The following is a 25,905-nucleotide window of genomic DNA, read 5'->3' on the forward strand; positions in this document are numbered from 1 at the left end:
GGATACGGAGCGCCCCCCCCCCGGCGCGCTGCTCAGATGCCCGAGGCCGACGCGAGGCAGGCGTCGAGCTCGGGGGTGTCCCGCCAGCCGCACTGGCCGGACGCGTCGCGCTCGCAGACGCCGTGCTGGCCGTAGCACGCGTACTCCTCGCGCCACTCGCACGTCGTGAGCACCTCCTGGTCCGCGCAGACCTGCCCGCTGCAGCCGGTGACCACGCAGCGCCCGGGGCCGCCGCCAGGCGCCGCCTCCAGCTCGCCCCCGCCGCCGAGGCACGCGGTGAGCTCCGGCGTCTGTCGCCAGCCGCACTGGCCGGACGCGTCGCGCTCACAGATGCCGTAGTCGCCGTAGCACGCGTACTCCTCGCGCCACTCGCACGTGGTGTACACGACCTGGTCCGCGCAGACCTGCCCGCTGCAGCCGGTCGGCCTACAGCGGCCGGGCTTGATCCCCCCGGCCGCCGCGGAGACGAGCTCGGCGGGCGCGCTGTCCACGCCGTCGACCTCGGGGACAGCCTGGCTACAGCCGTCGTCGTTCGCCCCGGCGAGCAGCGGGGCGCACAGGAGGAGCACAGAGAAGGCAAACCGATGGCGCGTGGTGAAAGAGCTCATAAGACCTCCTTAACAAAACAAAAACAAAGTACGGAGTGCCCGGAAGGGGCGAGCTCTTGTCCTTAGATCATGCGGCGGCCCGACGCAACCAGCGGCGTCGATCGCACGACCCAGCGTCCCGGGATCAGCGGCTGCACGAGATCCGCGCTGCCTCCTGGACGGCGTAATCCGGTCATGCCGCCGCTGCTGGCACACATCGCCGTGGGCACACTGCGGCACATTCGCGGTAGAGTCGGCCCGAAAGCGCCTTCGCTTCATTCGTTCAAGAACGGCACGCTTGTTGAACAGCGGCACGATCGGAGGCGATGATGATTCGACTTGCGACAGCGATCTTGACGGCTCATGTGCTCGTTGGATGCGCAGGCCAAGCCAATGGTGGTGATGAAGCGGCCGCCGGCGGTGATGAAGGGGCCGCCGCCGGCGGCGGCGCGCCTGAATGCGGAATCCTGCAAGGACCGCCCACGGGGCCGTGTAGCGCGGGTGAAGAATGCAGCTTCCACGACGCCGGATGCGACTTCGATAGCTACTGCAAGGACGGCTCTTGGGCCACCATCCGCACCTGCTCGGCCACAAAGACGTGCCCGCGGGAAGGGTTGACGGCCGGCGACTCGTGCTCGGACGAAGGGGCTGGGTGCCGCTACGACGAGGGCGGCGCGTGCGTCGGCGATCTGACCTGTACCGGCGGTCTCTGGACCGAATCCGACCCCGGCTGCTGAGGAGATCGCCTCAGCCGTCGGTCGGGCTGGCGTCCGGCGCGCCTGCAGCGCGGGATCGAGGCGGGATCGACGGTGGTGACGCAGCTGGGCGGACAGCCGGGGTAGACGGCATCGTGGGCCGCTGGCGCTCGGCCCCCTCACCTGCCCATCGGGCACCGTCGTGGCGCTTCACGTGGCCGCCGGCTCGTCCGCCCGGTCATGCTCGCGTTCCGCGCGGGAGCTCTGGTATCCTGCGGCGTCTCTCCCTGGTGGGGGTGCGCAGCCCCGCCGAGGACCGCCGGGAGGGAAGACCGTGTTCGTTTCCGTCGAAGGGGCAGAGCTGGTCTACTCGGTGCAGGGCCATGGGCCCGCGTGCCTCGTCCTGTCCAGCATCGGCACGCGGCCCTACGAGCGGCAGATGCCGGCGCAGCTGAGCGACCGCCTCAAGTTCGTCTACGTCGACCTGCGGGGGAGCGGGCGCTCGATCGGCGATCCGGCCGATCTCACCTTCGACGTGCTCACCTGGCGTGAGGGAACGTAGTCATGTCACCGCTTCGCCGGCCAGATGCCTGCCCAGTCTGCGCCAGTCCGCGCATTCTCCGTATCTTCTACGGGCGGCCGCTCCCCGAGGCGATGGCGCTCGTCCAGCGCGGCGAAGCGCTCCTCGGCGGTTCCATCATTTTTGCTGGATGGCCGGATTGGGCGTGCTCGCGATGCCGGCACCGGTGGCATGATCCGCAGGATCCGGCGCGCCAGAAGATGGACGCGGTGGTCGAAGAGCTTGCCTCCCGCGAATTCTCGCCACCGATCCCCGAGCTGCGGCTACGAGCCGACGGTCTTCGGGAGCGCGTGTGGAGGGCGAAGATGAAGGCGCGCACTTCTCCGGTAAGCCAGGAGTTCTCGTCGCAGCTCCGCGATCGAGCGCTGGAGCAGTACCGGCGATGCCTCGCGGACCAGAATGCGGGAGGCGCCGCCGACGAAGCGCTCCTCGACGTGCGCGCGGAAGTGGCCGGGCCGCGCTCTTACCGCGTTGTCATAGCTCGCGGGGGCGCGGCGCCAAACTGGGACATGGCGGCAGATACTTGGGTGATGCATGCTCTCGAAGCCATGGCCGGCCCGATCATATCTTGGGAAGGGGTATCGCGCGCGCTCTGGAAGCTCTGGCCGCTTCCCCCTACCTAGCTGCCGCCGCCGTCCTCGAAGACGTCGCTCCGCACCTTGGCCTGGCTGATCCGGCTGTTCGGCGGGACGCTGCGCGTGAGCCACACGTTGCCGCCGATGCTCGAGCCGTGGCCGATGGTGATGCGCCTGAGGATCGTCGCACCCTGACGGCGGCGAAGCTCGCGGAGCGGCTTGGGTTCAGCCAGCTCTACAACCTGGATGGGGGCACGAGCGGCTGGGTGAAGGCGGGGCTTCCGCTCGAACAGAGCTGAGCGCTCGCCCGTTCCCCCGGGTCGATCTCTCCTGGCCGCCGCTCGCGCGCCGGGCGGCTCGGGAAGGCCTCCCTCCCAACCAGCGACATCCTTGACGGTGTGATCCCCGCCGGCGCGCAGCGCGGCGGCTCAGCCGAGCCGCCGCGCGCTCCTCGCCGTCACCGGGCGACCCGGATCAGTTGACCTCGGTCTGGCACGTCGCGCTGCAGTCGTCGCCGCTCGCGGTGTTGCCGTCGTCGCACTCCTCGTACGGCTGCTGCCGCACGCCGTCGCCGCAGTGCGGGCCGAACACGCAGCCCGCGGCGCACTCGCCGTAGCCGCCGTCGTTCTCCGCGTCGTCGCACTCCTCCTCCGGCATCTGCGTCACGCCGTCGCCGCAGCGCGGGCCGTACACGCAACCCGGCGCGCACTCGCCGTAGCCGCCGTCGTTCGTGCCGTCATCGCACTGCTCGCCGAGGTCCCCCTGCGGGACCCCGTCGCCGCAGACCGCGCCGATCCGGCAGCCGAGGCACCCCATGGTGCCGTCGTTCACGCCGTCGTCGCACTCCTCGCCCCACTCGTCCTGGGTCACCCCGTCGCCGCACTGCCCCGCGTCGCCGCACTCCGGCGTGCAGCCGCCATAGCGACCGTCGTTCACGCCGTCGTCGCACGTCTCGTCCGGCATCTGGACCACCGCGTCGCCGCACCGCGGCCCGACGAGGCAGTCCGTCGAGCAGCCGCCATACCGGCCGTCGTTCACGCCGTCGTCGCACGTCTCGCCGAACTTGCTGTCGATCTCCGCGTCGCCGCAGCGAGGCGCCGCCACGCACCCCGGCGCGCAGGCGTTCGAGCCATAACCGCCCAGGTTGGTGCCGTCGTCGCAGATCTCGTACGGCGTCGTCCGGACACCGTCGCCGCAGTAGAGCCCGAGCTCGCACCGCGTCGAGCACTTCCCGTACCCCGCGCCGTTCTCGCTCCCGTCGTCGCACTCCTCGTCCTGCGTGACGATCCCGTCGCCGCACACCGGCTCGCACCGGGACGGGGCCGCGTTGAAGCCGCCGAGCGTCAGCTTGTAGCTCGACCCTGTGACGTGGCGCTCCGCCTGGAACACGACGACCTCGTAGACGCCCCCCACCGTGAGGCCGAGCTCATCCATGAGCAGCGTCCCGCGGTTGTCCGCCACCCCGCCGATCTCGCCGGTCCCCATCGGGGCGTGGATGCCGCCGAGGTCGATGCGGAGCCGGTTGTTGAGGAACACCCAGACGTCGTCGTCCCCGTAGAAATCGAGCCGCTCCCCGCCGTGGTACTCGAACCAGTAGCGGACCTCGCTCGTGAAGTAGAAGTTGTGGTTGCCGGCGTTCGCCCAGTCGTTGAACGGATCGCCCGCCGCGCGGCTCGCCTCGCGCTGCGCCACCGGCACCGACGGGTCCTGCCAGCCTCGGTCATCGAGCGGGAAGAAGACGTGATCCTCGAAGAGGAACACCTCCGACGTCCCGATCCGCTCGAGCGTGAGCCAGTCCACGACCGTCTTCGAGAGGGTCGAGTCGTTGTACCACCGGTTGAAGTCCGCGGCGTTCGTGAGGAAGGCGTTGGGCCGCGCCGCCGCGAACTGCGGCTTGTTGTCCGCGCCGAGGAGGTTCTGCACGATGCCCGTCACGACGGCGTTCGGCGGGTTCGTGTCGGGCTCGAAGTTCGGCGCGTTCTCCTTGAAGTCGCGGTACACGATCGGCACGCGGAGCTCGTCGCCGAGCGCCACGTCGTTGGTGCAGCTGTACCCCGGCTCGACGGTGCACGTGGACGAGCAGCCGTCCCCGTCCGCCGTGTTGCCGTCGTCGCACGCCTCGCCGCCCAGGCGCAGCCCGTCGCCGCACGCCGAGGTGCAGCCGGTGTCGCCGCAGTCCGGCTCGACCTGGCAGAACGGCGTGCAGCCGTCGCCCATCGTGCTGTTGCCGTCGTCGCAGGGCTCGGAGCCCTCGTGCTCCCCGTCGTTGCAGACGGTGTCGCGGCAGATGTAGCCGCCGGGCGCGGGCTCGCACACGACGCCCTCTTCCCACTTGCACGCGGCGTTGCACCCGTCGCCGTCGTCCGTGCGGCCGTCGTCGCACTCCTCCCGCCCGACGACCATCCCGTCGCCGCAGACCGCGGTGCAGCGGCGCCCGGCGCGCGCGCAGTCGAACCCGGGCTCGGTCTGGCACGTGGCGGAGCACCCGTCGCCGGAGACCGTGTTGCGGTCGTCGCACCCCTCGCCGACGCCGATCTGGCCGTCGCCGCAGACGACCGTGAAGACGCAGTTCACGCCGTCCGGGCACACCCAGCCGGCCTCGACCTGGCAGCTCGGCGAGCAGCCGTCGCCCGGCGCCACGCCGCCGTCGTCGCACTGCTCGCTCGGCCGCAGCAGGCCGTCGCCGCAGCGCTCGACCGGCCTGCACGGCTGCCCCGGCTGGGGGCAGGTGATGTTGCCGGGGTCCTCGAGCGCGCAGACCTCGGAGCACCCGTCTCCGCCCACCGCGTTGCCGTCGTCGCAGGTCTCCCCGCCCGAGACGCGATCGTCGCCGCACGAGTGCAGCCGGAAGCACGGCTCCCCCGCCTTCGGGCAGATCCAGTCGCCCGGCTCCCGCTGGCAGCGATCGTCACAGCCGTCCCCCGAGGCCGTGTTCCCGTCCTCGCAGCTCTCCCCGGGCTCGATCGCGCCGTTGCCGCAGGCGATCGTCGTGTGACAGGGCTCCCCCGGCGGGCACGCGCAGTACGGCTCCACCTTGCAGGCGCCGGAGCAACAGTCCCCGGGCAGGCTGTTGCCGTCGTCGCACGCCTCGGTGTCCTGGTTGATCTCGCCGTCGCCGCACGCCGCGTCGACCGCGTCGCACTCCGGCGGAGGATCCGGCGACTCGCACGGATCGCCCCCGCTGCCGCTCGTCCCCCCGGGCCCGACGATGAACCCGCCGAACGCCCCGGAGCTGTCGTCGGTCCCGCCGGTGCCCGAGGCGCCGCTGCCGCCCGCGCCGCCCACGCCGCCGCCCGCGCCGCCGTTGCCGCCGCCGCCGTCGTCCCCGCAGGCGGCGAGCGGACCGGCAAGCAGGACGAGGAGCACGGAAGAAGTAAGTCTCTTTCCAAAGCGCATTGATGCCACCATCCCAACTCGCTGAAGAGCGTCGTGTTGTTCAACCCGCGCCGCCAGGCGCCCCGGCCTTCGGGTGCGCCGCCGGAGGCGGCGTGGGCGCGCGCCGCACAGCGCTCGCGCACGTATGCACGCGTAAGTCGCCCTCGTTACCGGCACATCGCAACTCAACACCCCCCGTGCGGCAAGCGGATTTGACGCCGCAGCGGCTTTGCGACGCGCCGGTCGCCGGGACGCGATGAAATCCGCCGGCGGCGCGCGGGCCGGCGGGGGGCAGAGCGGGCTTGACATCCCGGCGCGCCCGGCGGCGCGGTCGTCCACGGCGCGCGTCGTGGGCGCGGCCGCCCCGCCGGGGCGCGCGATCGCCATCTCGCCCCCCGGGCGCGGCGAACGGCGGTAACCTGGCCGCTGGCGAGCCGAGGCCCGCGCGGATTCGATGCGGGGGCGGGCCTCGAGCCTGACCACACGGAGCATGCATGGTGTCGACAGGGGCCTTGGACGGCGCGGCCCAGACCGCGGGGGCTGCCCCCCCGCAGGCGGCAGAGTCGCTGGATGGGGGCAATTACGAGGTCATCCGCCGGCGGCTCGTCGAGCGCGCCGAGGAGCTCGGCCGCCGCGCCGAGGCGCTCAACGCGCGGCGCAAGCAGGTGTTCGGCGGCGCCGACCTCGCGCTCCTCGAGAACGCGCGCGTCCGGACCGAGAACAACTGCCTGCCGCGCGACATCGTGAGCATCCGGGGCAAGCTGCTCGTCGGCTACCTCGTGTTCATGGGGCTCAAGGAGGTGAACGTCGGCGACGTCTTCAGCCTCCACCGCTTCGCCAAGGACGGCGGCGCCTTCGACCTGTCGCACGTGCCGCTCGACGAGGGCGACGCGTTCCTCGGCGACCCCGCCTTCGTCAAGGAGTTCAAGGACCTCCACCGCTACGTCAAGGAGCCGCGGCTGCTCCAGCTCCGGCGCAGCGACAGCAGGCTCCTCGCCATCTTCCAGGTCGGCGCGACCGAGCGCGACGTGAAGGTGTTCCGCTGGAGCATCGACGCGACCGGGCGCACCCGCTACCTCGACGCCCGCGGCGACGAGGACAACGTCCGGCCGCGGGCGCACGACTTCGCCTGGACGCAGACCACGCGCGACGACCACGTGCAGGGCAAGCACCCGCACGTCGCCATCCTCGGTGAGATCTTCGTCGAGACCGTGGGCGGCGACCTCACGGTCAAGGTCGAGAACAACACGGCCACGGGGCTCGGCATCTACCGCGAGCCGGTCGACGACGCGGGCCAGGCGCTCGACGACGCCGACATCCAGTACGCGCGGCTCGGGCCGCTCATCCTGCTCAAGATCAAGCCGTTCCGGGAGCCGTCGTACCGCTACCTCGTCTACAACGGCCGCACCCGGAAGGTCGCGCGCATCGACGCGATCGGCCTCGCCTGCCTGAGCCTCCCCGAGGACCAGGGCATCGTCTTCCCGAACGGCTACTACCTCGTCACCGGCGAGACGAAGCGCTTCGAGGGCAGCACCGACAGCCTCGTCTTCGAGCGGGTCATCCGCTCGCCGAACGGGGAGGACGTGCTCTACGTCTTCCACCAGGTCGTGGAGGGGCGCTACGTGCTCTTCCCGTACAACCTGATCCGCAAGGAGATCGCGACCCCGATCCAGTGCCACGGGTACAGCCTCTTCGACGACGGCAAGATGGTGATCTTCCGCGCCGCGAGCGACGAGCCGACCCGCGTCCACCCGATGCAGATCTGGCAGACGCCGTTCATGACCGCGGAGTTCGCGGCGTCGGCGCCGACCGACGGCTCGTACCTCGCCAAGGTGGGCAACGCCGACCTCGTGCGCGGGATCTCGGACGCGCTCAGCATGCGGCGCGCCGCGCTCGAGGCGTCGCCGACCCGCCAGACGTACGAGGACCTCATCCGGACCGCCGAGCGGATGACCGACGCCTTCTACTGGCTCGGCCACGCCGAGGCGGGCGACCTCCTGTCGACCGTGAACGAGCTCCGGGCCGTCTCCGAGAGCATCGTCGACGAGTTCGAGAAGGTCGAGGCCATCAAGGCGCGCGCGGCGAGCGCGCTCGCCGAGACCGAGGCGGCGCAGCGGCAGCTGCTCGGCGGGGTCCGGCCGGAGGACGCGGCGAGCGTCGACGCGTTCCTCAAGGCCCTCACGGCGCTGCGGCGGCAGCGGGGGCACCTCATCACGCTCCGCGAGCTCAAGTACATGGACCTCGGCCGCGTCGACGCCCTCGAGGCCGAGATCGTCGGGCGGTCCGACGAGGTGAGCCGCGCGTGCGTGACGTTCCTCCTCGGCGACCACGCGTTCCGGCCGCTGGCCGACCGGCTCGCGGGCCTCATCGCGAAGATCGAGGCGGTCGCGAAATCATCCGAGCTCGCGCCGTTCGCCGCGGACCTCGACGCCGTGAGCGAGGGGCTCTCGGTGCTCGCCGACATCGTGGCGGGCCTCAAGGTCGACGACCCCACGGCGCGGACCCGCATCCTGGAGGGGATCAGCGAGGTCTACGCGCAGCTCAACCGCGCGCGCGCCACGCTCGGCGCCCGCGGCAAGGACCTCCGGGGCGCCGAGGGGCGCGCCGAGTTCGGCGCCCAGTTCAAGGTGTTCGGCCAGAGCGTCGCGAGCGCCCTCGCGGTCTGCGACTCGCCCGAGCGGTGCGACGCCGAGCTCTCGAAGCTCCTCGTCCAGCTCGAGGAGCTCGAGGGCAAGTTCGGCGAGTTCGACGAGTTCCTGGGCGAGCTCGCGGCGAAGCGCGAGGAGGTGAACGACGCGATCGCCGCGCGGCGGCAGGCGCTGCTCGACGAGCGGCAGCGGCGCGTCGCGAACCTCGTCGCCGCGGCGGACCGGATCGTCCAGGGGGTCTCGCGGCGGGCGCGCACGTTCGCGACGGTGGACGAGCTCAACACGTACTTCGCGTCCGACGCGATGGTCGCGAAGATCCGCGACCTCGCGGCGAGCCTTCACGCGCTCGGCGACAGCGTGAAGGGGGACGAGGTCGAGGCGCGGCTCAAGTCGGCGCGGCAGGACGCGCTCCGGGCGCTGCGCGACCGCGAGGACCTGTTCGAGGGCGGCGGCGACGTCATCAAGCTCGGCCGCCACCGCTTCAACGTGAGCACGCAGGCGCTGGAGCTCACGCTGGTCCCGCACGGCGACGGGCTCGCGCTGCACCTCACCGGCACCGATTTCTTCGAGCCGATCGAGGATCCGGCGCTCGAGAGCGCGCGCGACCTCTGGGGCCAGGAGCTCGTGAGCGAGGCCGCGGACGTCTACCGGGGCGAGTTCCTCGCGGGCTCGATGCTCCTCGACGCCGAGGCGGGGCGCGGCGGGCTCTCGATCGAGCGGCTGCGCGAGGCGTCGCTCGGCCCGGGCGGGCTGCTCGCGGCGGTGCGCGCGTACGCGGCCGATCGGCACGACGAGGGCTACGAGCGCGGCGTCCACGACGCGGACGCCGCGCTCGTCCTGGAGAAGCTGCTCGCGCTGCGCGCCACGGCGGGGCTGCTCCGCTTCGGCAGCGCGCCGCGGGCCCTCGCCTGCCTCCACTGGGCGGGGCTCGACCCGCGCGCCCGGGACCTCGCGCACCGGCGGGCGCGGAGCCTCGGCCGGCTCGCGGCGCAGCTCGGCGAGGGCGAGGCGCGGGCGACGCTCGCGGCCGAGCTCGCGGCGGGCGTGGCCGCGACGGCGGCGGCGCACCGGCTCGGCGCGGACGTGAGCGGCGCGGCAACCGTGCGCGTCGCGGCGCGGTACCTCGTGGAGGAGCTCGCGGCGGAGCGCCCCCGGTTCGTGACCAGCGACGCCGCGCTCGCGCTGCGCGACGCGCTGCTCGCGCGCCTCGACCTCGAGGGGAGCCGCGCGGCGTTCGACGACGACCTCCGGCAGCTCGAGAAGCACCCGGCCGAGCGGCTGGAGCTCGCGCTGGCCTGGCTGCGGGGGCTCACCGCGCGGGACGCCGCGTGGGCCCGGATGGGCCACCTCGCGCTGGAGGCGGCGGTCGTGCTGGTGACGGAGCGGCACCTCGAGCGGGAGCCGAGCGGGGCCGTGACCGAGGCGCGCGTGGACGGGCTGCTCGGTCAGCACCCGCGCATCAAGGAGCGCGCGCTGACGCTGCGGCTCGACGAGTTCCTGAGCAGGATCGAGGATTTCTTGCGCGAGCGGGCGCCGCGCTACCGCGCCTACCGCAAGGTGCGGAGCGAGATCGCGGAGCGGGAGCGGCGGCGGCTGCGCCTCGGGGAGTTCGCGCCGCGGGTGCTCACGTCGTTCGTGCGCAACCGGCTCATCGACGAGGTGTACCTGCCGCTCGTCGGCGCGAACCTGGCGAAGCAGCTCGGGGCCGCGGGCGACGTGAAGCGCACCGACCTCATGGGCATGCTGCTGCTGATCTCGCCGCCGGGCTACGGCAAGACGACGTTGATGGAGTACGTCGCGAGCAAGCTCGGCCTCGTGTTCATGAAGGTGAACGGGCCGTCGCTCGGCCACGAGGTCACGTCGCTCGACCCGGCCGAGGCCCCGAACGCGACCGCGCGGCAGGAGGTCGAGAAGATCAACCTGGCGTTCGAGATGGGCAACAACGTGATGCTCTACCTCGACGACATCCAGCACACGAACGCGGAGCTGTTGCAGAAGTTCATCTCGCTCTGCGACGGGCAGCGCCGGGTCGAGGGCGTGTGGCGGGGCCGGACGAAGACGTACGACCTGCGCGGCAAGAAGTTCTGCGTGGTGATGGCGGGCAACCCGTACACGGAGTCGGGCGCGCGCTTCCAGATCCCCGACATGCTGTCGAACCGGGCCGACACGTACAACCTCGGCGACATCCTCGACGGCAAGGAGGAGCTCTTCGCGCTGAGCTACCTGGAGAACGCGCTCACCTCGAACCCGACGCTCGCGCCGCTCTCGGGGCGGGCGCCGGGGGACACGCACAAGCTCATCCGGATGGCGCGGGGCGAGGCGATCGCCGCGACGGAGCTCGAGCACGCCTACTCCGCGGCGGAGGTCGCGGAGATCGTCGCCGTGTTCGAGCGGCTCTTCCGGGTGCAGAGGGCGCTCCTGTCCGTGAACCTCGAGTACATCCGGAGCGCGTCGCAGGACGACGCCTTCCGGACCGAGCCGCCGTTCAAGCTGCAGGGCAGCTACCGCAACATGAACAAGCTGGCCGAGAAGGTCGTGTCGGCGCACACGCCCGAGGAGATCGAGCGGCTCATCGACGATCACTACGTGAGCGAGTCGCAGACGCTGACGACGGGCGCCGAGCAGAACCTGCTCAAGCTCGGCGAGCTGCGCGGGCGGCTCTCGCCCGAGCGGCAGGCGCGGTGGGACGAGATCAAGAAGGGGTACCAGCGCATCAAGCGCATGGGCGGCAAGGAGGACGACCCCGTCGTGCGCGTGACCGGGACGCTCTCGATGCTCGGCGAGCAGCTGGAGGGCATCCGCGGGGCGATCGGCAAGGCGGCCGCGGCGGCGCAGGCGGGGGACGGGCGGGCGCGGGAGGTGAAGCAGTGGCTCGCGCCGGAGCTCGAGCGGCTCTCCACGGCGCTCAAGGGGGTGGCGCAGCCGAAGGTCGAGGTGAAGGTCGAGACCGATCGATCGGTGTCGGAGTTCGTGGGCCACCACCTCTCGCTGGTCGAGCGGCTCGTCGCGCCGCTGGCGAAGGCGACCACGCAGAGCGCGTTCGGCATCCGGGCGATCGAGGCGCAGATCGCGGAGCTCGGCCAGGCGCTCCGGTCGCTCGACGAGAGGGTCCGCGGGGCGGCGCGGCCCGAGGCCCAGCCGCCGCCGGGCGAGCGGCCTGGTGAAGCAGATCACGCGCGCGGGCGCGGAGGTGCGTGAGCGGATCACAGCGCACGAGCTCTGCCGACGCGCGGCCGCGGGCTCCGCGCCAGGCGGGCGGCCGCACGGGGCAGAAGTCTGCAAGAGGAGTAGAGAGGCGTCCCTCGTGCGTGTTATCACCGAGCCGCGACGCGTATCGTCAGCGATGGCCTGGACTCGAAGCCCCGCGCTCCGGCGCCGGGCAGGCAGGAGCTTCGGCGCATGAAGATGATGACCCTCGGACCCTTTGATGGGAACGCCTGGCTGCTCGGACGGAAGATCGAGCGAACGGTCGCCGAGTGGAAGGAGCCTGCGCGGCTCGCGATCGTTGCGTTGCCGAGCGGGACGAAGCACGAGGAGTACCTCGCGGCGGTCGAGGACGCGACGGGCGTCCCGGTGGTCGGGGCCACCACCGGCGGGGTGTCGTTCACGGAGCGGGGCTTCAGCAGGAGCGGCGTGTCGTGCGCGTTCCTCGGGGGCGCGGGCGTCGAGGTGGCGTGCGCTGCGGCGCGCGAGCTGCGGGCCGATCACGGCAAGAGCATCCGGGCGGCGCTGAGCGACATGGACGAGGCGGTGTCGAGCAACGGCCCGCGCAGCGGCGCGCCGAGCTCGATCCTGGTGCTGGCGGACGCGTTCGCGTGCGACGGGGACGAGCTGGTGGCCGCGCTGCGGCAGGGTGTGCCGCCGCACATGCGGGTGTTCGGCGGGACGGCGGGCGACGGGTGGACGTTCGAGGGGGCGCGGGTGTTCCTGGGCCGGAAGGCGCTGACGGACGCGGCGGTGCTGGTGCGGCTGACGCACCGGCACCGGGTGAACCTCGACGTGGTGCACGGGTTCCGGGCGGCCGAGGGTGGGCGGGATTTCACGATCACGGACATCGAGCGGAACGTGCTCCGGACGCTGGACGGGCAGCCGGCGGCGCGGGTGTACGAGGAGGAGCTGTCGCGGCTCGGGCTGCGGTCGACGGGCGAGGGGCTGCTCCAGACGATGGCGAAGCACGCGCTCGGGGCGAAGACGCCGTTCGGCGAGGCGCTGAAGATCCGGTCGCCGATCGCGATCCGGGGGGACGGGGCGGTGGTGCTGACCGGGGGGCTTTCGCGGGGGCAGGTGGTGCGGGTGGTGAGCGCGACGGCCGACGCGCTGCTGCAGGCGGCGAAGGGGCTGTCGACGAAGGTGCTGGGGCCGCTGCCGGCGGTGTCGGGGGCGCTGGTGTTCGACTGCGCGTCGCGGTTCCGGCTGCTGGGGGAGCGGTACCGCGACGAGGTGCGGGCGTTCCTGTCGCCGAACGCGGCGCCGCATCCGATGTTCGGGCTGGCGTGCTACGGGCAGATCGCGAAGTTCGGGGGGAGCGTCGAAGGGTTCCACAACACGAGCGCGGTCATGGTGGCGTGGGGCGAGTCGGACCAGGGGACGGGGCCGGCCAGCGGGTGACGGCCTTCGCGGGGTGGGGGCTCGCCGAGCTGCGCGGCCCCGGAGAGGGAGCTCGCCGCGCGGGGTGGGGGCCCCGCCGAGCTCGCCTGAGACGTAGCGCATCCGGCCGCGCCGGAGGAGCTACGTCAATTGGGCTCAGACATCGACCCTCCCCCGCGCCGCGCGGCGGGCTCCCTCTCCGGGGGTCTACCGCTCTCCCCTCATCACGAACGAGATCGGCTCTTCGTGGTCGTGAAGCGCATCGTCGCCGCTCATCGTCAGATAAGGCCCATCCGGTGAGCGTAGCTCGCCGCGGGCTCGAAGACGAGCGTACACCTGCGCCGTGAGCGGGACTCCAAACGCACGAAGACGGCCACCGGAGTCCGCGTCTCACACCGTGCGAGCCATTTGCGCGAGCCGCGGAAACTTCGAGCAAAGCTGCGGACAATTCCGACTCATCCAAACACATCTTCGTTTTACCGACGATTCGGCGTTTGCTACAATCCGCTTATTGCGGCCGTCGAGCCAGCTTTCTTAGGAAGCTCGCCGCTGCCCTTGGCCGTGCCCGTGTCGCTCCTCGCGCGCGGGCATTCGGCGCCTGGCGCAGCCGCGCGCTCTTGGCATCACGAACACGGAGGAGGTCTCATGAACGTTGCCCCCTGGCTGAAGCGCTCGTCACAGCGGCGCTCACGGTCCCGGAGCGGGAGCGATGAGCGGCGTCGAGCGAGGGAGGAGCGGCTCGTCGGCTCGTCGCGCCCGATCGAGGCGGGCGTCGCCGGCGCTCACCGCCTGGCGCGGCTCGCGCTGGTCGGGCTGCTCGGGACGCTGGGCGCGTGCGTCGCCGGAGAGGCCGGCGACGCCGAGCTGGGCGGCGAATCGCTGATGGCGGCCGAGAGCGGCCTCTCGGCCGAGCTGAGCTATCAGCCGCTCTGGGGGGGCCGCTATTGCGCCGCCGTCAAGGTGTTGAACGGCGGCGCGAGCGCGGCCACGTCGTGGAGCGTCGTCACCGACGTGAAGAACGCGACGGTGACCAGGTCCTGGGGCGCAGTGTTCTCGAGCAGCGGCACGCTCCTGACGGCGACGCCGGCCGCGGGCAGCGCGCGCATCGAGCCCGGCGCCTCGGTCACGTTCAACTTCTGCGCGACGGGCACCACGCGTCCGACGATCTCGTCCGTGACCGGAGGCGAAGCATCCGGCACGACCGGCACGACCGGCAGCGGCGGCAGCGGCGGCAGCGGCGGCTCCGGCGGCAGCGGCGGCTCCGGCGGCAGCGGCGGCTCCGGCGGCAGCGGTGGCAGCGGTGGCAGCGGCGGCTCCGGCGGCGGCAGCGGCGGCTCCGGCGGCAGCGGCGGCAGCGGCGGCAGCGGCGGCGGCAGCGCGCCGAGCGCCCTGCCGACGGCCCGGGAGGCGTGTCCGACGATCGCCACCGGGACGATGACGTTCCTCGGCCGCGAGGTGCGCGTGTGGGCCGGCGCGAGGTCCGCCGCCCCGGCGCCGGTGGTCATCTACTGGCACGCCACGGGCTCCCGCCCGCAAGAGGCGGTGACCGGCCTCGGGCAGGCCGCCATCGACGAGATCACGAGCCGCGGAGGCGTCGTGTTCGCGCCCAACGCGTACGATGGCCACGGCGGCGAGGACGGCACGCGGACCACGGGCAACAACGTGTGGTACGTGGGCGACCTCAACACCGCCGACGAGGCGCTCGCGTGCGCCATCCAGCAGCGCAACATCGACACGCGCCGCGTTCACGCGCTCGGCTTCAGCGCGGGCGGCCTGCAGACCGCGTACATGGCTTATGCGCGCTCCAACTACGTCGCGAGCGTCGTGACGTACTCGGGCGGTACGACGGGCCTCGGCGCGCCGCCCCTCCAGGACCCCAGCAACCCGCCGGCCGTCATGGCGGTCCATGGCGCGCAGGGCTCCGATGTGGTCGTCATCGACTTCGCGCGGGCGAGCGCGGCGTTCGAGAACGACATCAAGGCGAAGGGGGGATTCGCCATCGACTGCGACAGCGGCGGCGGGCACCGCATCCCGTCGGGCATCGCCGCCTCGAGCTGGCAGTTCTTGAAGGACCACCCGTACAAGGCGCGCCCCGAGCCCTACGCGTCGGGCCTCCCGTCGAGCTTCCCGGCCTATTGCACGATCCCGTGAGCGTCCCGCTCCACGACGGAGCGCCCGGATCGAGCGCGCCGTTGGCCGCCCCACCGAAGGGTCCAGCGGCGACGGCGACCGGACGGGCTCGTCGCTGCTCGCCCAGGGCTCTGGCCCTGGCCATGCGTGGGCCAGCGGCTGCTCCCTGGCCTACTCACGGGGTGCGCGGTACCCTCGCTGCTGAGGGCGCTGGCGCGGCTGGATGACCGACGAACCCAAGGTCAAGGGAGTGGCGTTTCGTTCCGTGTACGTGAGCCTCGGCAAGCTGCGCGGAGAGCCCCTCCAGAAGCTCAGCCTGGACGAGATGCCCGAGCCGCTGCGCGCCGGCATGCGCTACGGCAGCATCGTCTCCACCGGCTGGTACCCGATCGCCTGGTACAAGGATCTCTTCCAGGCCATCCGGCGCGCCAGCGGCGAAGGCAAAGACCTCGTCCACCAGATCGGCCGCCAATGCACCCGCGACGACATGAGCGGCATCTACAAAGTCATCGCTGCCCTCATCTCCCCCTCCACCCTCTTCTCCCTGGGCCAGCGCGTCTTCGCCAACTACTATTCCGTCGGCCGCGTGCAGGTCCTCGAGTCCCGCCGCGGCTTCACCCACGCTCGCTGGAGCGGCTGCTACGGATTCGACGAAAACATGTGGACCGAGGTCATCGGCTCCTGCGAACAGCTCCTCGAGATCGGCGGCGCCAGCCACGTCCGCCAGCGCATCCTCGCCGGCGGCGGCGACGACGACGATCATCTCGAGTTGACCGCGCACTGGAGCTGAGGCCCGAGCCGGGTCGCGTGAGCGCTCGCACCTCCCACGCTCGGCGTTCGGCTGGGTCTCGCGCCCGGCCCTGCGCGGCGTGACTCCCCTCGTCGCCCTCGCGCGCGCCGGCGGCGCTCAGCGCCGCCCGGGCAGCGCGCGCAGGCAGACCTCGATCCCGGCGCGGAGGTTGCCGTGCGTGGTGACGCCGGAGAGGTCGACCCCGAGGCCGCACATCGACTGGGCGACGGACGGTCCGATGCCGGTGAGGACGCCGCTCGCGCCGAGCAGGCGGATGGCGCGGACGATGCGGACGAGGTGGTCGGCCGTGGCGGCGTCGACGCTCTCGATGCCGGTGACGTCGATGATGGCGAAGCGAGCGCCCGTGCGCACGACCTCGTCGAGGAGCTTGCTGGTGACGTCGTCGGCGCGCGCGTCGTCGAGCGCGCCGATGAGGGGCACGGCGAGCACGCCCGCGGCGACCTGGAGGACGGGCGTGGACAGGGCGCGGATGAGCGCCTGCTGGCGCTGGATGACCGAGAGCTGATCGGCGATGGCCTGCTTCTGCCGCTCGAGCTCGGCGATGGTGGCGGCCATGTGCTCCTCGTGCTCCCGCTGCGCCGTGATGTCCGTGCCGATGGCGAGGATGTGCGCCGTGCCGTCCTGCTCGATCAGGGGCACCTTGACGATGGACATCCACCGCACCTTGCCGTTCGGGCGCGCGACGGGTTGAACCCTCGAGACCGGCTGCATGCGCGCGAGCACCTCCCGGTCCATCTCGCCGATGGTGGAGAGCTCGGCGTGGGAGGACGGCAGATCGCCGACGGTCTTGCCCACCGCCGCCTCCGGCGTGGTGTCGTAGAGCTGGGCGTAGCTCTTGCTGACGAGCTTCATCTTGCCCTCCCGATCCTTGACCGTGACGACGATCGGGATGGTGTCGAGCACGAGGCGGATGAACTGCCGCTCGCGCTCGAGGTCGAGCTCTGCCTGCTTGAGCTCGGTGGTATCGATCCGCAGACCGACGAAGCTGCCGTCGGCGAGGCGGGTGCTCTTGAGGGTGAGCCAGCGGTCCCCGAACCGCCGCATGTAGACCTCTCCGGAGCGGCGATGGTCCGCGAGGCGACCGGCGACCCACTCGTCTTCGCTGAGGCCGCTGTGGAGGTGGATCCCGTTCCGGCAGCCCTCGCGGACGACGTCTTCGAACGTATTGCCTATCTGAATGGCGGCGGCACATTCGGGGTAGAGCGACTTGTACGCCGTGTTGAAGAAGCAGAGCCGCTCCTCGGCGTCGTAGACGACGAAGCCGACGTCGAGCGCCTCGATGGCCGCGTTCAGGCGCGCTCCTTGATCGCGCGCCGCCTGCTCGGCCCGGCGTCGCTCGGTCACGTCGCGCAGCGCGAGGAGCACGGCGGCGCACGCGCCCGCGGGGTCGACGAGCGGGCTGAGGCTCCCCTCGGCGAGGACGGCGCGCTCGTTCGCGAGGTGAAGGGTGAAGTCGGGCGGCAGGGCGCGCGGGGCGCGATCGCGGATCACCTGATCGAGCAGCGCGCCGAGCGGCGGATCGGGCCGCAGGGCCTCATCGACGGGACCTCCGCGCACCGTCGCCCCGGGCGTGGAGAAGAGGCGCTCGGCGGCGGGGTTCAGCGCCAGGATCCGACCGCTTTCGTCGAGCAAGAGCAGCGGGTCGACGCTGCAGGTGAAGGCGAGCGAGTAGAGATCGACAGGAGCGTCGCTAGGCATCGGGTGGAGCGTAGCGTAGAGCAAGATCTCCTCAGCGTGTCGGCCTCGGTGACCACACGGCACCTCCACAGGCAGCCAAGCTCGAGCCCTTGGACCGCCGGACCATGGGGGCCGCCGACGCGGCGTCACCTGGACCACCACGCGCTGTGGCACACCGACAGACCATCGTGGCGTTGCCCGCCCATGTACCCACACACGGTGGGATCGAGCCCTGGGTCCCCTACCCCCGCCCCGACCGCGGTTGTCATCAGCGTCTCCGCGCCGTGCAGGCGCCCGCCCCCGCGGCGCCCCGACGGCAGCCCGCGCTACTCCCCGCGCTACTCGAGAAGCGCGAGCGTCCGCGGATCCAGCTCGCCACCGCAATACTTCTCGAGCGCCGCGAGGAACATCTCATTGTCGGGAGCCGCGCGTGCGAACAGGGTCATCGACGAGCAGAACTTCATGTCATCGGGGCTGTCGAAGATATCATATAACGAGCACCCCTCGATCTGGTTGACGAGGCGAGTGCACTCGATCAATCTCGGGCCGAGCGTCGGGTGCTGCAGATAGGCTTCGGCTTCGGCCTTCGAAGCGATGCCAAACCTGTGAGCCATGGCGCTGTGGCCCAGGCCCCGCAGCTGCGGAAAAATGAACCACATCCAGTGGCTGGTCTTCTGTCCTCGGCGCAGCTCGGCCACGACGCGGTCATAGACCGGAGCCTGCGCGTCCACGAATCGTTGCAAGTCGTACGGATCCGGCATGGGCGCCCCTCCGCTGCCAGCTTAGCACTTCATCATCGGCGGAGCGATGGAGGCAGCGACGATCTCCGGCGCACGGTCGTGCTCACCGGATCCTATTCATGAGAGATGAACCACAGAGGCACAGAGGGCACAGAGGGAAGAGAAGAAAGACAATCAGCTTCTTCTTCTCTCCTCTGTGCCCTCTGTGCCCTCTGTGGTTCAAATTCTTCCCATCGCCGAGCCAGAAACGCGCACAGGCGATGCGGGACGAGGTCGCGTCAGAAGCCGAGCGACCGGATCGCCTTGCGGATCGTGTCCGCGCTGGCGCGGACGCCGGCCTCCTCCTCGGGGCTCATCGGGATGGGCAGCTGCGACTCGACGCCGGAGCGGTTCACGACGCACGGCACGCTCAGGCACACATCGTCGATCCCGCGGTAGCCGCCGAGCAGGCTGCTGACGGGCAGCACGCGGTTCTCGTCGCGGAGCAGGGCTTCCAGGATCTTGGCGGTCGCCAGGCCGATCGCGTAGTTGGTCGCGCCCTTGCCGGAGATGACCTGGGCGGCGGCGTTCTTCACGTTCGAGAAGATCTCCGCCCGGTCGCCAGCGGTGAGCTTGCCGTGGCCGGGCACGGACCACGCGTCGAGCGGGATGTTCGCGACGCTCGCGCTGCTCCACAGCGGCACCTCGCTGTCCCCGTGCTCGCCGGCGATGTACGCGTGGACGTTCTGTACGGCGACGTTCAGCCGCCGGGCGATCAGGAACCGAAAGCGGCTGCTGTCGAGCACCGTGCCGCTGCCGAGGACGCGGGCGGGCGGCAGGCCGGTCAGCTTGAGCGTGACATAGGTGATCACGTCGACCGGGTTGGTGACGAGCAGGTAGAGCGCGTCGGGCGCGACGGCCTGGAGCCGCGGCAGGAGCTCGCGGCAGATAGCGACGTTCGCGGTGGCGAGGTCCATCCGGCTCTGCCCGGGCTTCTGCTTCGCGCCGGCGGTGATGACGACCACGTGCGCCCCGCGGCAGACCTCGACGTCATCGCTGCCCTCGAGCGTCGCCACCGGGACGAACTGGAGGCCGTGGTTCAGGTCGAGCACCTCGGCGTCGACCTTGGCCCGGTTCACGTCGAACAGGGCGACCTCCTTCGCCACGCCGCGGAGCAGGCACGCGTAAACGATCGTCGCGCCGACGCTGCCAGCGCCCACGACCGCGACCTTGTTGGGGGAGACGGGCTGGTTGTCAGGCATACCGCTCGGCTACCGCAGCGGCGCGACCGGACCAAGCCAAATCAGGGTGACGGCAGGCGCCCGACCGCCGCGGAGCCGGCCGCGGCGGGCCGAGGCGCCGAAGCGCTGCCCGGCGCTGGCTGGCGCCGATCGCGCGCTCAGGGCTCCGGGAGCGGCTCGGCGGGGCGCCCCTGCTGGCGCGGCGGTCCCGCGTCGGGCTTGCCGCTCGCGGCGGCGGGCGCCGGGGCGGCCGGCACCGCGACGATCGCCGGCAGGACCACCGGCGCCGCGGTCGGATCGACGGCCGCGCGCGGGCCTTCGGCGCGCGGATCGACGGCCGCGCGCGGGTCGAGGATGCGCGGATCGACGGCGAGCCCCGGCTGCGCTGCGGCGGGGCTGAGGGCGACGCCTTCGTCGCGGCAGGCGCGGAAGAACGCCCTCATCAGCTCGGACTCCAGGAGATCGTGGCGCTCGAAGTCGGCGATCCAGAACTTGATGACGTAGCGCTGGAAGAGGGGAGTGACGGCCGCGAGCCAGAGCCTGGGCGGCGGCTCGCGGAGGATGTCCGGCACCTGCGGATAGGCGCGCTGCGCCGCGCGCTCCACGGCCTCGGGGGCGGCGTCGAGGGCGACGAGCATCTCGATGTTGCGCGCGCACGTCCGATCCGGCGCGCAGAAGTTCTGCACGCGCGCCTTGGCGATGATCGAGTTCGGCAGGATCACGATGTCTCCGGAGAACGTCCGGAGGCGGGTCGAGCGCCATCCCACGTAGACGACCTGCCCCTCGATCCCGTCGACGAGGATCCAGTCGCCGACGCCGAACGAGCGCTCGGAGTGCAGGGCGAGCCCGGCGAAGAGGTTGCCGAGGGTGTCCTGGAGCGCGAGGCCGAGGACGACCGTGATGACGGTCGAGGTCGCGAGCAGCGGCACGAGGTCGACGCCGGTGACCGCGCCGACGATCGAGAGGCCGGCGACGAGATAGAGGATCGTGAGCAGGAGGTGCCGTACGAGGGCCGGGAGCTGCACCTTCCGGCGCTCGGCGAGCCAGTAGTCGATGACCATGGTCTCGGCGATCTCGATGGCCAGGTACGACGCGAGCGCGAGCTCCAGGAGGAGCACGCCTTTGTGGAGCGTGGGCAGCTCGCCGCCGCGCAGGGCGATGAACGTGTGCAGCGCGAGCAGCGCGACGAGCAGGCGCGCCGGCAGCCGCATGCGCCGGATGAGGAGGTCGTCGAGCGACGTCTGGGTCGCGCGGGCGACGCGCGAGAGCAAGGCGAAGAGCAGGCGGTAGGCGAAGAACCCGAGCGCGAGGACGGCGATGGCCGCGCCGAGCGCGACGGGCAGCGAGGTGGGGTGGCGGAAGAGGTCGGCCCAGGGCGCGGGGAGCCGGTCGAGGTTCACGTCGGGGAGTCTGCCACAGGAGGGCCGCCGCCACGCCGGCGACCGGGGCTAGCCGGCGCTGCCCGCGTGGCTCATCCACGAGATCAGCGCGAACAGCGCGAGCGCGACGAGGAAAAAGCCATAGGTGGCGGCGTTCGCCCTCCGCGCCCAGCGGAGCGCGTCGGCCGCCGGCACGCGGCGTCCGGCGCTCCGCGCCTCGATCCACACCGAGGCGAAGAAGAAGGGCACACAGAGGAAGGCGCCGGCGGCGAGCACGCGCCAGCCCTCCTTCACGGGGCCCAGCCAGGGAGCAGAGATCGGCAGCATGAGCAGGGTGGCGGCCGTTCCCGGATCGCCGGGAACCATCGACAGGATGGGCGCCACGGTCATCTCGAGGACCGTCAGGAGAGCCCACGTGATCGGGATCCCCGCGAGCGTGGACCATGCGTTCGCCGCCAGAGAGAGCTTGATCGCCTCTCGCGTCGGCAGGCGCAGGACCCGGCGAGCCACCGCGGCCTCGACGAGCACGACGGGAACGAAGGCGACCCACGACGCGGGCCACGCGAAGACGAGCATCGGGATGCCGGCGTTCGCGAGGGCGGCCTTCGGCCAGAGCAGGATCGCGGCGGCGTACAGGAGCCCGATGGCTGCAGCGAGCCGGCCGGTTGCAGCCTGGGTTCTGAGCATGCGGCGCCCGCGGTTCGTCATGCGCAGGGAATCCGCCGGGAGCCGGTCGAGGTTCACGCGGCGGAGTCTGCCATGAGCGGCGGACGGGGAGCTTGTGCTGAGCTCGATACCGTCGCGCCGCTGCGGGCGCGCCGCCCCCGCTCGCCGGCTCTGCGTCGCGCCGTCCCGGGTGCCGCGCCGGCTCGGCGGACGTATGCTCCCCGCATGAACGACATTCGCGACATCAGCGATGACGATGCCCGGGTGGCCGAGCTGGTCCGCGGGGCGCGGCGCGTCGCCGTGCTCGGCATCAAGACCGAGGCGCAGGCGGATCAGCCCGCCTTCTACGTCCCGAGCTACCTGCACCGCGCGGGCGTGGAGGTGATCCCGGTCCCGGTCTACTACCCCGACGTGAAGACCATCCTCGGCCAGCAGGTCTACCGCCGCGTGGCGGACGTCCCGGGCCCGATCGACATCGTCGACGTCTTCCGGCGCGGCCAGGACGTCGCCGCGCACCTCGACGACCTCCTCGCCGCCCGGCCGCGCGCCGTCTGGCTGCAGAGCGGCATCCGGAACGACCAGGTCGCCGAGCGCCTCGTCGAGGCCGGGATCCTCGTCGTGCAGGACCGCTGCCTGATGGTCGACCACCGCCGCTTCGCCGGGCGGGGCTGAGGCCCGACGCGGACGCCGCGTTGAGCGCTGGCTCCTACCTCAGGGCGCCAGGACGCCGGCAGCGCGGGCTCATCGCCTCCGTGCGAGCCGCGTACCCGCGTTCGGCTCGGGCTTTGTCCGAGCGACGCAACCGAGCTTCCGGCGCCGTCGATGGAATGGTGATGAACCAAAGAGCAGCCGCTGCTTGGCAAAGAACACGGCTGCTCTTTGGTTCAATTTTTCCCCAATCACAGAACGCCACATCTTCTGTTCCGCCATCTCCCATGCCGTCCTGGCGCGCAGGCGCCGCGAGCGCCATGCATGAGCGCTGGAGAGGGCTCTCCGCGGCGCAGCTACAGCGGCCGGTGCTGCGTCCCCTTGCCGTACGTGATCGACAGGAGGTCCCCCGGCTCGCGGACGAGGATCCGGTGCCACGCGCCTTGCGGGACCTTGCACGCCGCCCCCGCGAGCAGGGCGACGACCCGCTCGGCGCCCTGCTCCTCCAGCACGACGTCGCTCGCGCCGGACAGGAGGACCAGGATCTCGTCCCCCGCCGGGTGCATCTCCCACTGCGGCGTGTCCTCGGTCAGGGGATACCGTATCACCAGCCAGCCTCCCTCGTCCGTGATCCGCCGGATGTCCGCGGCCTTCGACTCGCCGGACATCAGCTCTTGCCAGAACGTCGGCCTCACCTCGATCGGAAGCGCATCGCCCCCGTCCGCGAGGTGCAGGTACGTGCTGCGGAGATCGAACCCTGGCTGTCTCGGATTGGCCATCTTGTCCCTCACCTCGCTCCTGAGCGCCCGCATGCCAGCAGGCGCCCCCTCGGCTGTCAATCCGCTCTCCCCGCCCCCCGCCGCGCCCCCCGCCGCCCCCTACGCCGCGCCCGCCGCCCGCAGCCCCCTCCCAGGCCGCGCCCGCCGCCCAGCCCGCCGCGATGCACGACGGCGCCCACCGGGCTCTACTGAACAAACGCTCCCACCCAGACGAGGACGCGCTACACTGCGCGCGCAGCGCCCGCCCCCTCGCCCGGCGCTGACCCGCACCATGCCGCGCCCCGTGAACAACCCTCCGAACCCGTGGTCGTCGACGCAGGTCGAGTACCTCGAAGAGGCGCCCCCGGCGACGCTGCAGGTCTTCGAGGAGCAGGCCCGCTCCATCATCACCGCGAACGACAGCCCCGATCTGCCGTTCCAGTACAGCGTCAACCCGTACCGGGGCTGCATCCACGCCTGCGCCTACTGCTACGCCAGGCCCTCGCACCAGTACCTCGGGTGGGGCGCCGGCACCGACTTCGACCGCAAGATCGTGGTCAAGGCGAACGCGCCCGATCTGCTCGAGAAGGAGCTCAACAAGCCGGGCTGGCAGGGCGACACGATCGTGTTCTCCGGCAACGTCGATTGCTACCAGCCGCTCGAGGCGAGCTACGAGCTCACCCGCCGCTGCCTCGAGGTCTGCCTCGCGTTCCGGAACCCCGTCGGGCTCATCACCAAGGGCGCGCTCGTGCGGCGCGACGCCGCCCTGCTCGGCGAGCTCGCGCGGCGCGCCCGCGCCCGCGTCCACCTCAGCATCCCCTTCGCCGACGACGCCGTGGCCCGCAAGATGGAGCCGTACGCGAGCCGCTCGTCGCTGCGCTTCGAGGCCATGCGCGCCCTCTCGGACGCGGGCGTGCCGACCGGGATCTCCCTGTCGCCCCTCATCCCCGGGCTGAACGACAGCGACGTCCCCGAGCTCCTCGAGCGCGCCCGCGACGCCGGGGCGCAGAGCGCCTTCATGATGCCGCTGCGCCTGCCGCGCGAGGTGCTGCCGGTCTTCGACGAGCGCCTCGAGGAGGCCTTCCCGGACCGCGCCGGCAAGGTGCGCCGCGGCATCCAGGAGATGCGCGGCGGCAAGATGAACGAGGCCGCCTTCGGGGCGCGCTTCCAGGGCGCAGGCGCGCGCTGGGCGGCGATCCAGCGGCTGTTCGAGGTGCACTGCCAGCGCCTCGGGCTGAACGCCGCGCGCGAGCGCGAAGCGGCAGACGAGCGCTCGACCTTCCGGCGGCCGAGCCGGCAGGGGACGCTGTTCGACCTCTGAATGACCCTTGCGACCGGCGCCGGGAATGGGGTACCAGTGAGACCGCAGTGCGTTTTCCGGGGGGTCGCACCGGGGCGGCCCCGCTCATGCACATGTCCTGTGCAGGCGGTCATGCCGTCCGCCCGCTGACGAGACCTCATGACCTCTCCCGCCCAGGATCGCGCCACAGCCCGCCCGGCCTCGCGCCGCAAGCTGCTCCTCAACCCGCGATTCCAGCTCAAGTACACGGGGCTCCTGGTGTCGGTGGTGCTCGCCGTCATGGCGGTGCTCGGACTCGTCATCTGGCAGACCGCGAGCGTCGCCAACGAGCAGGCGCACTACGCGGCGTCCCAGGCCGAGCTCGCGCTCAAAGAGGCCGCCAACAGCGCCAAGATCCTGAGGATGAGCACCGCCGCCCTGGGCGGCGACGGCGCCGAGCTCGGCACTACCCTCGACGAGGAGCTCGAGAAGACGAACCGCGAGTACGAGCGCAACCTGGCGGAGGTCGGCAGGCGGCGCGCCGAGGTCGAGGCGCTGCGCCAGCGCCTCCTCAACATCCTCGTCGGCGGCGGCGCGTTCCTCCTCGTCGTCCTCGGGGTGCTCGGGATCTTCATCACCCAGCGCATCGTGGGGCCGGTCCACCAGATGAAGCGCCTGTGCCGCCAGGTCGGCACGACGCGGCTCACCATCGGAGAGGGGCTGCGCAAGGGCGATGAGCTCGGAGACCTCTTCGACACGTTCGTGCAGATGACCTACTCGCTCAAGGCGCTCCAGACAGGGCGGCTCGCGACGCTCGACGCGGCGATCGAGCGGGCCGAGGCCGAGAAGGCGTCGGCCGAGGTGCTCGCGGGGCTGCGCGCGCTCCGGGCGCAGCTCTGCCTCGGGCTCAGCGAGTCCGAGACCGTGCGGCGCCGCGCGCCGAAAGGTGGTGAGTCATGAGGCGAATCGCCGGAGCGGAGGCGACATGAAGCCTCCCGCGTTGGTCCACCAGGCGGCCGGCTTGCTCCGCGCCCGCTTCGACCTGAACGAGTACAACCCGACCCCGATCGTCGACCTCGGCGCGCTCGTGGCGAACGCCGACGGCAACGTGGACGCCGAGGAGATCGACGCCCTCCGGCAGCTGATCGAGCCGATCCTCGGCGCCGAGCTGAACGCGGAGCTCGTCCGCTACCTCATCGAGGCGAGCCTGAAGGTGATCGCGGCCGCGGGCGTCGAGCCGCGGGTGCGGCTCCTCGCGGAGATCCTCATGGATTGCGACGCGGTGGAGGAGGGCATCATCGTCGCGCTGGCGGTGGCCCACGCGAGCGAGGGGATCTCGGACGCGGAGCGCGCGGTGATCGCGTCGCTCGCCCGCGCGGCGGATCTGCCGGCGCGCCGGCTGGATCAGCTGAACGAGCAGGTCCGGGCGGCGTTCACGGCCTGAGGGCGGGCCCGCCGCAGGCGGAGCCAGGGCGTCGCGGAGCCTGGGCCCGAGGGGCGTCGCGACCCGGCGGCGGGGCGCTGCGCGGCCTGCGCGCGAGGCGCCTGGC

At 71.8% G+C, this 25,905-nt stretch carries 19 protein-coding genes and 1 pseudogene; 11 read left to right on the top strand and 9 right to left on the bottom strand.

Annotated features, from left to right (window positions below):
• Window positions 1–32 precede the first annotated feature (32 nt).
• Complete coding sequence (locus WME83_RS32450; RefSeq protein WP_437313585.1) at window positions 33–608, bottom strand: hypothetical protein; 576 nt, start codon at window positions 606–608, stop codon at window positions 33–35.
• A gap of 1,008 nt (window positions 609–1,616) precedes the next feature.
• Between WME83_RS32450 and WME83_RS32455 the strand changes: the two genes are divergently transcribed.
• Together WME83_RS32455 and WME83_RS32460 are read left to right on the top strand one after the other, a co-directional pair.
• Window positions 1,617–1,844, top strand: coding sequence for an alpha/beta fold hydrolase (locus WME83_RS32455; RefSeq protein ID WP_437313586.1), 228 nt, complete (start codon window positions 1,617–1,619; stop codon window positions 1,842–1,844).
• Between the two features lie 92 nt (window positions 1,845–1,936).
• Window positions 1,937–2,485 (top strand): hypothetical protein, encoded by a 549-nt coding sequence (locus WME83_RS32460; RefSeq protein WP_437313587.1) that lies wholly within the window; start codon window positions 1,937–1,939, stop codon window positions 2,483–2,485.
• Here WME83_RS32460 and WME83_RS32465 read toward each other — a convergent pair.
• Window positions 2,482–2,628 (bottom strand): annotated as a pseudogene (locus WME83_RS32465) (serine acetyltransferase); the annotation flags it as partial. The gene WME83_RS32460 and the pseudogene WME83_RS32465 sit on opposite strands and share 4 nt — an antisense overlap.
• On the opposite strand from WME83_RS32465, the gene WME83_RS32470 reads away from it, so the two are divergent.
• A complete protein-coding gene (locus WME83_RS32470) occupies window positions 2,593–2,736 on the top strand; it encodes a rhodanese-like domain-containing protein (RefSeq protein WP_437313588.1) in 144 nt (47 codons plus the stop codon). The pseudogene WME83_RS32465 and the gene WME83_RS32470 overlap by 36 nt on opposite strands.
• Window positions 2,737–2,911: 175 nt before the next feature.
• Here the strand turns inward: WME83_RS32470 and WME83_RS32475 are convergent, their stop codons facing one another.
• A complete protein-coding gene (locus WME83_RS32475) occupies window positions 2,912–5,845 on the bottom strand; it encodes a DUF4215 domain-containing protein (RefSeq protein ID WP_437313589.1) in 2,934 nt (977 codons plus the stop codon).
• A 461-nt stretch (window positions 5,846–6,306) separates the two neighbouring features.
• Here WME83_RS32475 and WME83_RS32480 point away from each other — a divergent pair, with 461 nt between their 5' ends.
• The 4 genes from WME83_RS32480 to WME83_RS32495 all read left to right on the top strand — a co-directional run bounded on the left by WME83_RS32480 (window position 6,307) and on the right by WME83_RS32495 (window position 15,967).
• On the top strand, window positions 6,307–11,658 hold the full coding sequence (locus WME83_RS32480) for a DNA repair ATPase (protein WP_437313590.1): 5,352 nt from the start codon (window positions 6,307–6,309) through the stop codon (window positions 11,656–11,658).
• A gap of 201 nt (window positions 11,659–11,859) precedes the next feature.
• Window positions 11,860–13,068: an FIST signal transduction protein gene (locus WME83_RS32485; protein ID WP_437313591.1), complete on the top strand. Its 1,209-nt coding sequence runs from the start codon at window positions 11,860–11,862 to the stop codon at window positions 13,066–13,068.
• 624 nt (window positions 13,069–13,692) lie between these two features.
• A complete protein-coding gene (locus WME83_RS32490; RefSeq protein ID WP_437313592.1) occupies window positions 13,693–15,198 on the top strand; it encodes a cellulose binding domain-containing protein in 1,506 nt (501 codons plus the stop codon).
• A gap of 202 nt (window positions 15,199–15,400) precedes the next feature.
• Window positions 15,401–15,967, top strand: a complete 567-nt coding sequence (locus tag WME83_RS32495) for a hypothetical protein (RefSeq protein WP_437313593.1) — start codon at window positions 15,401–15,403, stop codon at window positions 15,965–15,967.
• Window positions 15,968–16,084: 117 nt separating this feature from the next.
• On the opposite strand, the gene WME83_RS32500 is transcribed toward WME83_RS32495, so the two are convergent.
• The 5 genes from WME83_RS32500 to WME83_RS32520 all read right to left on the bottom strand — a co-directional run bounded on the left by WME83_RS32500 (window position 16,085) and on the right by WME83_RS32520 (window position 21,691).
• Entirely contained in the window at window positions 16,085–17,686 is a 1,602-nt protein-coding gene (locus tag WME83_RS32500) for a PAS domain-containing protein (RefSeq protein WP_437313594.1), read from the bottom strand.
• Window positions 17,687–18,003: 317 nt separating this feature from the next.
• The gene (locus tag WME83_RS32505) at window positions 18,004–18,426 is read right to left on the bottom strand and encodes a DUF1810 domain-containing protein (RefSeq protein WP_437313595.1); all 423 of its coding nucleotides are present in this window, start codon (window positions 18,424–18,426) and stop codon (window positions 18,004–18,006) included.
• 257 nt (window positions 18,427–18,683) lie between these two features.
• Entirely contained in the window at window positions 18,684–19,646 is a 963-nt protein-coding gene (locus tag WME83_RS32510; protein ID WP_437313596.1) for an L-lactate dehydrogenase, read from the bottom strand.
• 137 nt (window positions 19,647–19,783) lie between these two features.
• Entirely contained in the window at window positions 19,784–21,025 is a 1,242-nt protein-coding gene (locus WME83_RS32515; RefSeq protein WP_437313597.1) for a mechanosensitive ion channel family protein, read from the bottom strand.
• Window positions 21,026–21,073: 48 nt separating this feature from the next.
• Window positions 21,074–21,691: a hypothetical protein gene (locus WME83_RS32520; RefSeq protein WP_437313598.1), complete on the bottom strand. Its 618-nt coding sequence runs from the start codon at window positions 21,689–21,691 to the stop codon at window positions 21,074–21,076.
• Window positions 21,692–21,895: 204 nt separating this feature from the next.
• On the opposite strand from WME83_RS32520, the gene WME83_RS32525 reads away from it, so the two are divergent.
• Window positions 21,896–22,342, top strand: a complete 447-nt coding sequence (locus WME83_RS32525; RefSeq protein WP_437313599.1) for a CoA-binding protein — start codon at window positions 21,896–21,898, stop codon at window positions 22,340–22,342.
• Between the two features lie 332 nt (window positions 22,343–22,674).
• Here WME83_RS32525 and WME83_RS32530 read toward each other — a convergent pair whose 3' ends face one another.
• Entirely contained in the window at window positions 22,675–23,097 is a 423-nt protein-coding gene (locus WME83_RS32530; RefSeq protein ID WP_437313600.1) for a cupin domain-containing protein, read from the bottom strand.
• 271 nt (window positions 23,098–23,368) lie between these two features.
• Between WME83_RS32530 and WME83_RS32535 the strand changes: the two genes are divergently transcribed.
• The 3 genes from WME83_RS32535 (at window position 23,369) to WME83_RS32545 (ending at window position 25,799) form a co-directional block, all read left to right on the top strand.
• The gene (locus WME83_RS32535) at window positions 23,369–24,397 is read left to right on the top strand and encodes a PA0069 family radical SAM protein (RefSeq protein ID WP_437313601.1); all 1,029 of its coding nucleotides are present in this window, start codon (window positions 23,369–23,371) and stop codon (window positions 24,395–24,397) included.
• 138 nt (window positions 24,398–24,535) lie between these two features.
• On the top strand, window positions 24,536–25,315 hold the full coding sequence (locus tag WME83_RS32540) for a HAMP domain-containing protein (protein WP_437313602.1): 780 nt from the start codon (window positions 24,536–24,538) through the stop codon (window positions 25,313–25,315).
• A 25-nt stretch (window positions 25,316–25,340) separates the two neighbouring features.
• The gene (locus WME83_RS32545; RefSeq protein WP_437313603.1) at window positions 25,341–25,799 is read left to right on the top strand and encodes a tellurite resistance TerB family protein; all 459 of its coding nucleotides are present in this window, start codon (window positions 25,341–25,343) and stop codon (window positions 25,797–25,799) included.
• Window positions 25,800–25,905: the final 106 nt, after the last annotated feature.

It is taken from the genome of Sorangium sp. So ce385 (assembly GCF_051474135.1).
Lineage (GTDB): Bacteria > Myxococcota_A > Polyangia > Polyangiales > Polyangiaceae > Sorangium > Sorangium cellulosum_D.

Bases quoted from the DNA above. Each gene is read 5' to 3' on its own strand.
- WME83_RS32525 (WP_437313599.1), top strand. From the start codon at position 21,896: ATGAACGACATTCGCGACATCAGCGATGACGATGCCCGGGTGGCCGAG.
- WME83_RS32490 (WP_437313592.1), top strand. From the start codon at position 13,693: ATGAACGTTGCCCCCTGGCTGAAGCGCTCGTCACAGCGGCGCTCACGG.
- WME83_RS32460 (WP_437313587.1), top strand. From the start codon at position 1,937: ATGGCGCTCGTCCAGCGCGGCGAAGCGCTCCTCGGCGGTTCCATCATT.
- WME83_RS32485 (WP_437313591.1), top strand. From the start codon at position 11,860: ATGAAGATGATGACCCTCGGACCCTTTGATGGGAACGCCTGGCTGCTC.
- WME83_RS32510 (WP_437313596.1), bottom strand. From the start codon at position 19,646: ATGCCTGACAACCAGCCCGTCTCCCCCAACAAGGTCGCGGTCGTGGGC.
- WME83_RS32500 (WP_437313594.1), bottom strand. From the start codon at position 17,686: ATGCCTAGCGACGCTCCTGTCGATCTCTACTCGCTCGCCTTCACCTGC.
- WME83_RS32540 (WP_437313602.1), top strand. From the start codon at position 24,536: ATGACCTCTCCCGCCCAGGATCGCGCCACAGCCCGCCCGGCCTCGCGC.
- WME83_RS32545 (WP_437313603.1), top strand. From the start codon at position 25,341: ATGAAGCCTCCCGCGTTGGTCCACCAGGCGGCCGGCTTGCTCCGCGCC.
- WME83_RS32520 (WP_437313598.1), bottom strand. From the start codon at position 21,691: ATGCTCAGAACCCAGGCTGCAACCGGCCGGCTCGCTGCAGCCATCGGG.
- WME83_RS32535 (WP_437313601.1), top strand. From the start codon at position 23,369: ATGCCGCGCCCCGTGAACAACCCTCCGAACCCGTGGTCGTCGACGCAG.
- WME83_RS32475 (WP_437313589.1), bottom strand. From the start codon at position 5,845: ATGGTGGCATCAATGCGCTTTGGAAAGAGACTTACTTCTTCCGTGCTC.
- WME83_RS32495 (WP_437313593.1), top strand. From the start codon at position 15,401: ATGACCGACGAACCCAAGGTCAAGGGAGTGGCGTTTCGTTCCGTGTAC.
- WME83_RS32530 (WP_437313600.1), bottom strand. From the start codon at position 23,097: ATGGCCAATCCGAGACAGCCAGGGTTCGATCTCCGCAGCACGTACCTG.
- WME83_RS32480 (WP_437313590.1), top strand. From the start codon at position 6,307: ATGGTGTCGACAGGGGCCTTGGACGGCGCGGCCCAGACCGCGGGGGCT.
- WME83_RS32450 (WP_437313585.1), bottom strand. From the start codon at position 608: ATGAGCTCTTTCACCACGCGCCATCGGTTTGCCTTCTCTGTGCTCCTC.
- WME83_RS32505 (WP_437313595.1), bottom strand. From the start codon at position 18,426: ATGCCGGATCCGTACGACTTGCAACGATTCGTGGACGCGCAGGCTCCG.